A 13128-nucleotide genomic window follows, 5' to 3' on the forward strand; every position below is an offset into this window, starting at 1 on the left:
ATGGCAAAAACAAAAAAATTAAACTCTAAAGCCCAATTAAAAAATATCAAAACTATTCCTCAATTTATGGATTATGTAACTGAATATTTAGAACAAAACGATAATCGTTTAGAACAAGAAGATTTATTAGCTGCTTTAAATACTGCAATCATTGGAATCACCGATGAAGAAGTTAATGAAGTTTTAGATGAACTTAACAACAAAGATGTAATCTTTACAGATGTTGATGAAGAAGATTTAGACATTGATGAAGAAGATGTTGATTTAGATTCATTATCATACGATGATGAAGAAGATGAAGAAGAATCTGATGATGAAGATGAACCAAAAGCTAAAAAACCAAAAGCTAAAAAGAAAGCAAAAGAACCTGTTAGAGTAAACGGAATCTCAAACGAAACTAAAATTCAAGATATTATTAAAGCTTACTTTAACAAAATTGGGAATTCAAAAATCCTTTCTAAAAAAGAAGAAGTTGAATATGCTAAGATGCTTGAATCAGATGATCCTGAAGAAGTAAAAGAAGGAAGAGAAAAATTAATCACTTCTAACCTAAAATTAGTTATTTCTGTAGCTAGAAAACACTTAAATCGTGGTTTAGATTTTGCAGATTTAATTGAAGAAGGAAACGTTGGGTTAATGAAAGCTGTTGATAAATTTGACTATACAAAAGGGTTCAAATTCTCAACTTATGCAACTTGATGAATTCGTCAAGCAATCACTCGTGCGATTGCAGATCAAGCAAGAACTATTCGTATTCCGGTTCACATGGTTGAAACAATTAACAAATTAACAAGAATTGAAAGATCACTAACTCAAGAATTAAGCCGTGAACCTACACCAGAAGAAATCGCTGAAAAAGTTGGTGGGGGAATGACTCCTGAAAAAGTTATTGATATTAAAAAACTTTCAGTTGAACCAGTTTCATTAGAAAAACCATTTGGTGATGAAGATGATACTCACTTTGGAGACTTTGTTGAAGATAAAGATATGATTTCTCCAGATGACTATGCAGAAAAACAATCATTATGCGAAGTAATTGATGGTTTATTTGTTGAAATGTTAGCACCACGTGAAGAAAAAGTTATTCGTATGCGTTTTGGAATTATTCCAACTAAATTACGTACAATTATTCGTTTAGCAGTTGAATGTGAAGACGAACAAGCAGAATTATTAAAAGAAACTGTTAAAGAATTAGGGTTACATTACGACACTCCAATTGAAAAAGTTAGAGCAATTGATAATCCTGTTTTACAAGAACAACTAAGTAAATATGATTCTCCAAAAACTTTAGAAGAAGTTGGAAAAGAATTAAAAGTTACTCGTGAACGTATTAGACAAATTGAAGCAAAAACAATTCGTCGTTTCAAACCAAGTGCAAATAATCCAAAAGCAAAAATTTTAAGAGAATTCTTTAAAGGATAATGAAAATTAAAAATAATGCACGTTTAGATTTGATTGTTGAACAAATCAACCCAAATTCAGTTATTGCTGATATTGGAACAGATCACGCTTATTTACCAATCAAAGCGATTAATAATAAGCAAGCTAAACATGCATATGCAGTTGATGTAAATGAAAAGCCTTTACATCAAGCAAGTGAAAATATTAAAAAGGCTAATTTATCAGATGACATTGAAACCATTTTGTCTGATGGATTAGACTTTTTTAATAAAAACAAGACTTATTTGGATTATGTTGTAATTGCAGGATTAGGTTCAACAACAATTTCAGAAATTTTAGCAAACGATTATGAAGGAATACAAACTTATCTTTTATGCTCTAACACTAACCCTAGTTTAATTCGTAAAAAACTTCAAGAAAAAGGTTTAATGATTAAACAAGAAAAGTTCTTTTTAGACAATAATAAGAAATATTGATTAATTGAAGCTGTAAGAGAAAACGGAAGGGTTATAAAAACTAGTTTTGATGTTAATATTGGTACAGATGAAACACTTTTCTTTGATCCTGAATACCGTAATTGACTATTTGAAGAGCTGGTTAAAAACGAAAATATTAAAAATGTTTCTAAAGATAAGAAAAAACAAAAAGAAGTTAAAAAAGTAATTAAACAAATTAGAAAGGCTATTAAATATGGAAACCGCGAAATTAATAAAATATCTCGAAAAGAAATTTAGCCCGAAATTAGCAGCAGATTGAGATAATGTTGGGGTACAATTGTTTTCTAAAACAAACCCTGATTTAACTGCTGATATTAATAAAGTTTTAGTTTGTTTAGATGTTACTAATTCAATCGTTGACTTTGCTTGTGAAAACAATTATCAAATGATTATTTCTCGTCATCCCTTAGTTTTTAACGAACTAAGTCAAGAAAAGAAAACTAAAAAACAATTATTTAAGAAATTAGAAGAAAACAACATTGTTGTTTTTTCTATTCATACAAATTATGATGCTTCGCCAAATCAAGGATTGTTAGAAATAATTGATAAAGTGATGCCAATTTTAAAAAATAAGCGTTTTGGATCTGATAAAGAAGGATATTCTATTCGCTTAAAAAATAGTTATCGTTTGAATGACTTTATTAGTAATCTAGAATTAATCTTTAAAAAAGCAAATGTTCAAGTTAATGAACAAATGCTAAACCAAACTGACATTAATGAATTTGATATTATCAGTGGATCTGGTGCATCAAGTCTAATTGAAGAAAAAACAACAAATACAATTTTTATCACTGGAGAAGCCAAATGAAATGAACTTGTATATGCTGCTGATAACAACATTGCAATGGTGTTATTAGGACATTACATGGAAGAATACTTTGTGCCTCAAATTGTAGATCTATTGAGAAATAGTTTTAGTGATATGACAATCGATGGATTCGATATAGGAAATAAAATATTAAATTATAAAGAGGTGAAATAATGAAATTTAGTGATTTTGGATTTAAAAAATTTATAAATGATGGTTTAGAACAAAAAGGTTTTGATAAACCAACAACCATTCAAGCTGAAGTAATCCCGTACTTTAAAAAACACCAAAATGTTGTTGCTAAGGCTCATACTGGAACTGGAAAAACTTATGCTTTCTTACTACCAATTTTAAATAATCTAAACTATAGCAATCATGATGATGTGCAAGCTTTAATAATTGCACCAACTCGTGAATTAGCAAAACAAATTTATAGTGAAACTCAATACTTCAAACAATTTAATCCCGATTTAACAATCGGATTATATATTGGTGGAGAAGACACTGAAAAACAAAAACAAGGTTTAGAAAATAAACAACCAATGATAGCAATTGGAACTCCACAAAAAGTTAAAGAATTATATGATGAAAACTTATTAAGAGTAACAACAGCTTCTTGAGTTGTTGTTGATGAGTTTGATATGATTTTTGACTTAGGTTTCTTTGATGATCTTGATTATTTAATGGCAAGAATCAGAAAAGACTCTGTTAAATCATTATTTTCAGCAACTATGAACCCTCAATTAATTCCGTTTGTTAAAAAATATATCAATAATCCAGTATTTATTGATCAAGTTGAAAACAATACTGAAAAAGAAAACATTAAAAACATTATGATTGATGCTAAAAACCGTGATGATAAATTAGTTTTACAAACTTTGGTAAAACAAATTAATCCATATATTGCAATTGTCTTTGTTAATAATAAAGATGAAGTTTCAGAAGTTGTTAACTGATTAAGAGAAGTTGGGATTCAAAACATTGGAGAAATGCATGGTGATTTACAACCAAGAACTCGTGCTTCAATGTTAAAGAAAATTAAAAACAATGAATTTAAATATATTGTTGCTACTGATATTGCTGCTCGTGGAATTGATATTGAAGGAGTTAGTCATGTTATTTCAATTGATTTACCAAAAGATTTATCATATTACATCCATAGAGCTGGAAGAACTGGTAGAGGAAAATTAACTGGGGAATCTTATGTTATTTTCAACGCTAAAAACCAAGAAAAAATTCAATTCTTAAAACAAAAAGGAATTAATTTTGAAATGATGCGTTTGATTGATGGAAAAATTGTTCCAGAAAAAACAAAAGTAGCTAAGAAAAAGAAACCTGGACAAATCTCTGCTGAAGAACAACTTGTATTAAGTAAATATAAAGATAACAAGGGTAAAAATGTGAAACCTGGTTATAAGAAAAAACGTAAATATGAGATGGAAAAAATCAAAAAACAAAAGAGAAGACAACATATTAAAGAAAATATTGAGAAAATAAAGAAAAACAAATATCGTAAAAGAGCTCAAGAAGTTTTTGGAAAAGATATTGAAGATTAAAAAATAGGAAGAAGATTTGATGTCTGAACAAGTAAGTAAAAAAACTAAAAAAACAACAATCGATAGTGAAGAAATCTACAAAAGTCCTTTATATGAAAAAAATAAAGATGACTTTATTTCAAAATCACAAAAAAGCTTAGCAAATAAGTATTATTTTAAGCACCAATTTAAGAAAGATTTATTATTAATTATTCTTTCAGCCTTTTTAACAATGATTGCTTTTGACTACTTCGTGTCGCCAACAGGGGGACAAGGGGTTTATCCTGGAGGACTTGGTTCAATTGCTAAGTTTATTGCTGTTAAAACAAATCCAGGAACTAGTGCTGAAATCATTGCAAAACAAGGAACTTATTACTACATTTGATACTTAGTAATTAATATCCCTTTTATTGCTTTTGGATTATGAAAGCTTGGTTTAAGGTTTACATTATTAACCTTATTGTACATTTTGTTACAAATTGCTTTTGATCAAATTGTAAGTCACATTCCAGTTATTAATCCTCAATCATGACACATGATTATTGATTATCCTTTAATTTCAAAATTCGGAAGCGTTTGAAACTCAGTTATCTGATTATTCGTTTTCGCATTTATTGGAGGAGCTTTAGTTGGGTATGCTTATTCATGAGTTTATCGTGCTAATGGTTCAGCTGGAGGAACTGATTTTGTAACAATGTATGTTTCTCAAAAGAAAAACAAAAACATTGGATCAGTTAATGCTTATGCTAACTATATAATTCTTGCTTTAATTATTATTTTAAATACTGCTTTAATGGGAGTTAATGAAATTTCAGCTCAAACTAAAGTCAGTGTTTTAAACCAAGCAAGTGACTCAGAACTAACTGATTTTGCAAAATGAATTTATACAAATCAAAGTGATTTAACTTGATTTCAAGAGCTGCAACATTCATTTAATGTTCAATCAACCGCTAACAAAATTGCCTTAAATGGTTCAACTGATGCTGATAGATTTGCGGATGCAATGGTTAATCATAAAATGGAATTTGAAAAAACTTATCAATTAATGATTACCTCATTGGCTGATGAAAGTTTATTTGATGTTAAATATACTAAAGGTATGATTAACAAAATGCGTTTCTACTACGTATTTGGGCCATCATTATTTGCATCAATTGTTTATGTAATTATTTCTTCAATTACTACAAATGCCGGATATCCTAAATTCAAAGTTCGTACCTATGTAATTAGTACTGAACAACCTGATGCTATTATCAAAGTCTTACAAGACAATGGTTATAGAAATGAAATCACAATTGAAAAACCTGATGAAATCTTAGTAAAAGGAATTCAATCAACTGATAAACGTATTATGACTTTATCAATGACTGTAATTAACTGAAAAAACATCAAACAATTTATCTTTGAACAAGATGAAAACATGCATGTAAAAGTCATTGCAACTAAGAAAATTGAAGGAAAATTTGACTATGAGTTTAGTAATGACCATACTCAAAACTACTTCCACTCTCAAATTGTTAATGATCCACGTCAAATGAAAAAAATCGAACGTGCTTCATTTCAAAAAACCAAGAGTGAAATCATAGAAAACAGTCAAAAAGAAGCACGTAGAAAAAAAGCTGCTGCTAAAAAAGCTAAAGAACACGATGCAAAAGTGAAAAATAGACATCAACGTTGGCCATATACAATGTTTGATAAGATTAAGAATTTTTTCAAAAAGAAATCTAAATAATCTCGTTAAAATACAGAAATTCAAACACAAAATTCATAAGATATTCCTATAATAAAGGTATAAATGAAAGTGTTTATCATATATAATTAAAAAAGTTATGACAACACTAATCTAGTGTGTCAGACTTTTTTATCTTTTATGAGGAAATAATTAACAAGGGAAGTAGTTACATGGACAAAAAAACTAACGGACGCAAAATAATTCGTCTTTTAAGCATTTTATTATTAACTGTTGCCCTTGTCTTAGGGATTGTTTTATCAAGCGTCAAGGTTGGTAAAGATGCTAAATATGGCGCTGAATACAATGGAACATACCAAGCCTCTGTTTTAGTTAAAAGTGATAATACAAAACAACAAGATAAGTTAAATATGAAAGAGATGTCTAAATCTCTTCAAGAAAAACTTTCACCTTTTAACGATGAACAAATTAATATTAATATCCAAGGAAAAGATCGTTTACAAGTTCGCGCTTCTAAAACTGCTTATAATAATAATCCATTAAATTTCCGTCAACAAATTGAATCAAATGGTGGAATGTTCATATTAAAAGATGTTAATGGAATTTATTCTGATATTTATTCAGAAGATGCAGTTAAAAAAGCGGTTGAAACAAATAACGAAAGAGCAACTTCAGATTTAATTTTTGATAAATCTGTTTCAACTGCTTCTTTAGGCAATGGTCAAGGTCGTTCTCCGTTTGTAAACATGTCATTAAAAACTTCTAAAGGCGCTAATGACCATTATGTTTTACAGGATGTGATTAGCGCTTTAACACAAGACCAAAAACAACCAAGGCTAACTTTTGTTACCGATTATGAACAATTGATTAATGAATTACGTTACTTCTATACCCTTGATGATACAAGAGAAGATTTTACTCAAGCATACTATGATCAAATTATTGTTCCCGCTCAAAAACAATATGAATTATTTAAAAAAAGCGACAAGCGAGAAGATCAAATCAAAGCTCTTGTTTTAAGAAACTTATTCTCTGGGACAATTACTTATACAATCACTGGTGCTGGAACTGTAATAAATCAAACTATTTCTTTATTAGACAAAACTAATCAATTTAATGGGGGTTCAAGTTCAATCAACATTGGTGGTCTAACTGTTTCCGGAACCGGTAACTACAATTCTTTTAAAGCTATGTTGTCAATTTTTACTCCTGCTAGCACCTCTTCATCTGTAGCTGTTACTAAATTAGGGTACACTCCAGCTATTACTTCAAACTTTATTTATGATTCTGGAACCCCAAATGGCTTAAATGATAAATTAAAATTTGAACTTGACTATGCTGGAACTACTGGACTAAACTCTTTAGAAATCACTAAACAAGAAGCTTTTAATATTACAACAAGCTTCTTTATGACACAAATTATCTTTGCTGATTCAGCAAACAATATTGATAAGAATACTGGTGCTTATGGTTTAAATAAAGATCTTGTGAAACTATATCCTTCTCTACAAAACAACTTTTTATATAGAAATTATAAAAGTCCATATGCAATTATTGATGCAACTTCACAAAAAGACAATAAAGTCTCAGTGCCAGGTCTAGTTTCAAGCGACGTTGCCTTTATTGCTGAAAAGGACTTGGGTTCTGGGTCTTCTGACAGATTAAAGAGCACAGGATTTTACATTCCAACTGATAGTCAAACTACTGCAAGAAAAGCTGTTGCTTCAATCCAACAAAATACTCTTGGAGTTAGTTATATTGTTGAATCTGTTGTACCTATGACACCTTCAGTTAGTCATGGCGCATATATTGCTTCAATCGTTTTCTTAAGTATCATTGCTTTAGCTTTGGCCTTATTCTTGTTATTCTTCTACAGATTAATGGGGTTATATACAATAGTAATTGCAGCAACTTCTGCAGCGCTCTTATTATTAATTGGTTCTTTAGGATTCCATATCGCTATTGGTCCACAATTCATATGTGCGTTATTCTTAACTATTGCAGTAATTGTTGATGTAAGTATGATTCTGTTTGATTCATTCCAAGATAACTTCTATAAGAAGCATCAAGGAGCTATGACATCATTCAAAATTAGTAATAAAGAAACTTGATCAATTGCAATTGACGCATTAATTGCAGCCTTCATTCCAAGTGTTGTCTTATTCTGAGTTGGAAATGGTGAAATTAAAAACTTTGCTACATTAGCAACAATCGGGGTGTTCTTAGCATTGATTCTAGGATTATGTTTAGGACGTTTAATCTATTGATTATTAATGAAGAGCAAATGAGTTATCGATAACCCATGATTATTACCAATTGATACTGAATTTAGATCATTTAAAACAGCTAAATTAGAATACGACATTAATCAATGCCAACAATATTTAGCAAAAATGGACAAGAAGACTAAATATACAAGTAAAGAATTAATAAAGATTAAACAAATGACTGATAAATTAGCAAAACTTCAAGCTGAGTATGCTAAAAAAGAAGTCGAACTTGATAAAAAAACTGTTCTTCAAGATGAAAAAACTGTTAAGTCACTTAATAAACAAAAATCTCGCTTAGAACAATGAAAACAAAAAGTTCTTAAATTCTTTAAAAAAGAAAATAAAGAATCTTGAATTGGAAATAAATTTGATGAACAAATCGAAGATATTGATTATCTAACTCAATTAAACAGTGAACAAGCAGTTGATGAAACTGAACAAAAAGATTTAGATATTAACGACTTATCAATTTCTCAAAAGACTAACGTTTATAACAAGACAAAATGAGTTAGTCGTGTAGGAATGATTCTTGTTCCAATAATTCTATTAATTGGTGTTTTAGCAGCAATTATTGGTGGAACAATTGGACCAAGATATAGTTCTGCTTATGGTAAAGGACAAGTCTTTGTAGTTTATAATGCAAATAATTCAACCGCTGCTTTATCAAACACTTATGACAAAATTATCGAACCTGGAGCAATGATTAATGATGATAATAAATCAGATGATGCTCAAAAATTAAGAAACAAGCTTGCTGAATTAAGAAAAGAAGCAGCTGATAGTAAAAAACCATTAACTGATGCAGAAAAAGCTAATATTGTTTCTGAATTTTATAAATATGTAATTGATGAAAATTTATACACTACAATCAATGGTTCAGCTACTGGAATTAAGCTAAAATCAAGTAGGTTAGATTTCGAAGTCATACCAAATTACATATTCTTGAATCCAAGTAATGATCCTACTCCAAGTGCAGCTGTTCAAATTACTTCAAATTCAACAGACCAACACTCAAGATCACAATTTAAAAAATTATTACGTTTTATTGCAAACGGACAATGAAACATTAATACTGATGAAGACGCAAACGTTGATGATGGATTAAAAGCTTATGATTTAGCTCCTTACTCATCATCACAACAATTACGTGATATCGGAATTGTTCTTGGAATTATGCTTGCAGCCTTAATCATCTACATGGTAATTAGATTTAAATGAACTTACTATGTGGCTTTAGCATTAGGATTGGTTTTAGCTGTTGGATTAGTATTCGCTTTAGCGGTAATCTTCAGAATTCCTTTCTCAGTTGAAATGTTAAGTGGAATTGCCTTCTTAATAACTTTCACATTAATTACAATGATGTTAGTTTTAGGAAAAGGTAAGAATACTTTAAACGCTGAAAAGAAAGACAAATTAGAAACTTACTTTGACAAAGAAATTAAGTTAAACGCTGATATTCGCCAAAAGAAATATGATTATAAACAAAAACTTGCAAATCTTAAAAAAGAAATCAAGAAATTGAAAAAAGAATTGCATTCATACGAAAAACGTGAAAAACGTGGAGTAAGTATTGATGCTGAAGCAAAACAAAATACGCAGACTCAACTTGAACAACTTCAAGAACAATACAAAACAGTTAAAAAAGTTGATGGCGAAGAATTCAAACAATTCAAAATTAAAACTGATAAACAAATTAATGAACTATCACGTAAGAACCTTTACTTTAAAGACTTATATGGTAAATTAATTGACTTCTCAGTTTGAAGAATGATAACAATTGGAGTCTTATTCTTAGCAACTGCATTAGTGATGACTGTTACAATGCCATCAATCTTCAGTTTAGGACTAATTATTTTAATTGGAATTATTGTGGGATCAATAGTATCATTATTTATTGTGGTACCTGTTTGAGTATTCTTTGAGAAGAAACGTATCAGAAGTGCATTCGGTTATAAAAACTTCGTGAATTCACTTAAAGTATCCCAAGAAGAACAAATCGTTAAAGGAATTAACGATTAATAAAACAGAGGTGGAAGAGAAATGGATTTTAAAAAATATATTACAGATGTTCCAAATTTCCCAAAAGAAGGGGTAGTGTTTAAAGACATTACTACTCTTTTAAATGATCCTGAGGCATTTAAAGCTGTGATTGATGAAATGTCACAATTTGTAAAAGAACAAGGAGCAACTGCAATTGTTGCTCCAGAAGCAAGAGGGTTTGTTTTTGCAAGTGCTATTGCTTATGTAACAGGAACTAAATTTGTTCTAGTTAGAAAACCTGGTAAATTACCAAGAAAAACTAATGAAGTAGAATATACTTTAGAATATGGAACAAGTAAATTACAAATGCAACAAGGTGATTTAACTCCAAATGATAAAGTTGTTATCGTTGATGATATCTTAGCTACAGGAGGAACAATTGATGCAATTATCGAATTAATCGATAAAGAACATGCTGAAATTGTTGGTATTGAATTTTTAGCTGATATTACCGAATTACACGATAAAGAACTAGAAAAGAAATACAAAGTTAAATCATTAATTAACTACTAATAATAACGATAGAAACGAACTTTTTGAGAGTTCGTTTTTATTTATCGTGTTCATAGAATATAATTATTTTAATTAGAGGAGTTTATTAACATGGCTATTCAAAAAGAAAAAAACTATCAAATTCGTTTAAAAGAAATTCATGACCCTGAAGTGTTAATGAACGAAGTTAAAACTTATATTAAAGATGAAAAAGCATTAGCAGACATTCAAAGAGCATATGATTTTGCCAAAGAAAAACATGGTGAACAAAAAAGAGCTAATGGCGATCCATATATTTATCACCCCTTAACTACTGCTTATTTCTTAGCACAATACAAAATGGGTCCAACAACAATTATTGCTGGTTTATTACATGATGTAATTGAAGATACACCAATTAAACCAGGAGAAATTACTGAAGCATTTGGTGAAGAAGTTAATATGTTAGTTGAAGCCGTAACTAAAGTTAGTTATTTTGCAAAAGATAATCGTCAACAATTAAAAGCTACTTATTTACGCAGATTGTATTTATCAATGGCTCAAGATATTAGAGTAATGATTATTAAAATTTGTGATCGTCTACATAATATGTTAACTATTGGAAATTTACCAGAATATAAACAAAAAATTATTGCTAAAGAAACTCTAGATACTTATTCAACAATTGCTCACCGTATCGGAATGAACGGGGCTAAGTCTGCTTTAGAAGAATTAAGCTTCCAAGTTCTTGAACCAAAAGAAGCTAAAAAAATTGGCAAACTTTTAGAAGAACAACGTAAAGAACGTATTGTTGAAGTAAACCAAATCATTACTGATTTAAATGAATTTTTAAATGATGAAAAACATATCGAAATTAAAGCAATTTTTGGTCGTGAAAAATCTATTTATTCTGTTTATCGTAAAATGATGTATGGAAAAACATTTGATGAAATCAATGATATTTTAGCGATCCGTATTATTGCTAAAAACGTTGATGATTGTTACAAAATTTTAGGATTCATCCACCAAAAATACATTCCGATTCCTGGTCGTTTTAAAGACTATATTGCAACACCAAAAAACAATTTATATCAATCATTACACACAACTGTTTCTAATAAAAATGGAATGATTTTTGAAGTTCAAATCAGAACTGAAGAAATGGATGAATATGCTGAAATGGGGGCTGCTGCTCACTGAAGATATAAAGAAAATGACAACTCTTCAGCTGCTCAAAAACAACAAGAAATTGATGACAAATTAGATATTTTCAAACGTATTATTTCTATGAATAATGATGAAACTGATGCTGCTAATCTTGAAAAAGATTTACAAGAAGATATCTTTACTTCAACAATTTATGTTTTAACTCCAAATGGAAATGTGCTTACTCTTCCATATGGATCAACAGTTTTAGACTTTGCTTATCGAATTCACTCTGAAGTTGGAGAAAAAGCAATTGGAGCTAGAATTAATGGAGTCTTTTCTCCATTAAATACAGTGATTCATTCAGGAGAAGTAATTGAAGTTAAAACTTCACCAACTCAAACCCCTAACTTAAATTGATTAAAAATTGCAAAAACTTCTTCTGCTAGAAACAAAATCAGAAAATGATTAGCTGCTAATATGAATTCCGATTCTGAAACTCAAAATAAAAAAGATAAAGAAGAAGCAACTTTAGTTAAAGGAAAAGGACAAGTAATTTCTTATATTAACTCTGAAAATATCAGAAATAAACGTCGTAGCGAAAAAGAAACTTTAGAATTACTTAAAAAAGACGGATATCAAAGTCTTGAAGATATTTATTTAGAAATTGCAAATGGTAAAATTAAAGTTGAAGATGCTGTTGAAAAATACTTTGTAGATTTAACTGTTGATAAAGATGATGCTTTATTAGACCAAATCAACAAAGGTGATGAATGAGCACCAGATATTAACAATGATTTAATAGTTGATGGAATTTCAAATATGAAGGTTGAAATCGCCAACTGTTGTTTACCTATTCCATATGAAGAAGTAGTTGGGTATGTAACTAAGGGAAATGGAATTAAAGTTCATCTTCCAAATTGTACCAATGTTCAATCAGAAGAAGATAAAAAAAGATTAGTTTCTGTTCGTTGAAACAAAAACTATATTCAAAATAAGAATTATGTTACAAAAGTTAGATTTGTCTCAAATGATAGACCAAACCTTTTATATGACATAACCAAAGTTTTATCTAGTTTACATGCAGCAATTATTTCTGCATCAGCTAATACTAATGAAAAAACATTTACTTCAACTGGAGTTGTGAAACTAAAAGTTCATAATTCAGATCAGTTAAGACAAATTATTACTGCCATGAAATCAATTCCTGGTGTTTTAGAAGTTGATCGTGTGATTGAAGAACCAAATAATAAATAGTAAGAGGATTTAA

At 29.4% G+C, this 13128-nt stretch carries 8 protein-coding genes; all 8 read left to right on the plus strand.

Features of this window, described 5'->3' with window-relative positions:
- The 8 genes from CP520_RS01105 (at position 1) to CP520_RS01140 (ending at position 13115) form a co-directional block, all read left to right on the plus strand.
- Complete coding sequence (locus tag CP520_RS01105; RefSeq protein ID WP_096862643.1) at positions 1-1422, plus strand: sigma-70 family RNA polymerase sigma factor; 1422 nt, start codon at positions 1-3, stop codon at positions 1420-1422.
- Positions 1422-2135 (plus strand): class I SAM-dependent methyltransferase, encoded by a 714-nt coding sequence (locus CP520_RS01110; RefSeq protein WP_096862644.1) that lies wholly within the window; start codon positions 1422-1424, stop codon positions 2133-2135. The genes CP520_RS01105 and CP520_RS01110 overlap by 1 nt, the downstream gene beginning before the upstream one ends.
- Positions 2092-2880: a Nif3-like dinuclear metal center hexameric protein gene (locus CP520_RS01115; protein ID WP_096862645.1), complete on the plus strand. Its 789-nt coding sequence runs from the start codon at positions 2092-2094 to the stop codon at positions 2878-2880. Before CP520_RS01110 ends, CP520_RS01115 begins: the two co-directional genes overlap by 44 nt.
- Positions 2880-4262, plus strand: coding sequence for a DEAD/DEAH box helicase (locus CP520_RS01120; RefSeq protein WP_096862646.1), 1383 nt, complete (start codon positions 2880-2882; stop codon positions 4260-4262). The genes CP520_RS01115 and CP520_RS01120 overlap by 1 nt, the downstream gene beginning before the upstream one ends.
- 19 nt (positions 4263-4281) lie before the next feature.
- Positions 4282-5973, plus strand: a complete 1692-nt coding sequence (locus CP520_RS01125; protein WP_096862647.1) for a YitT family ABC transporter — start codon at positions 4282-4284, stop codon at positions 5971-5973.
- Positions 5974-6143: 170 nt separating this feature from the next.
- Positions 6144-10220, plus strand: coding sequence for a protein translocase SecDF, variant type (locus tag CP520_RS01130; protein WP_096862648.1), 4077 nt, complete (start codon positions 6144-6146; stop codon positions 10218-10220).
- 21 nt (positions 10221-10241) lie between these two features.
- Positions 10242-10754, plus strand: a complete 513-nt coding sequence (locus CP520_RS01135) for an adenine phosphoribosyltransferase (protein ID WP_096862649.1) — start codon at positions 10242-10244, stop codon at positions 10752-10754.
- A gap of 90 nt (positions 10755-10844) precedes the next feature.
- Positions 10845-13115 carry a RelA/SpoT family protein gene (locus CP520_RS01140; protein ID WP_096862650.1) on the plus strand — a complete coding sequence of 757 codons (2271 nt, stop codon included), beginning with the start codon at positions 10845-10847 and terminating at the stop codon, positions 13113-13115.
- The last annotated feature ends 13 nt before the right edge of the window (positions 13116-13128 follow it).

Source organism: Mesoplasma lactucae ATCC 49193, from assembly GCF_002441935.1.
GTDB lineage: Bacteria > Bacillota_I > Bacilli_A > Mycoplasmatales > Mycoplasmataceae > Edwardiiplasma > Edwardiiplasma lactucae.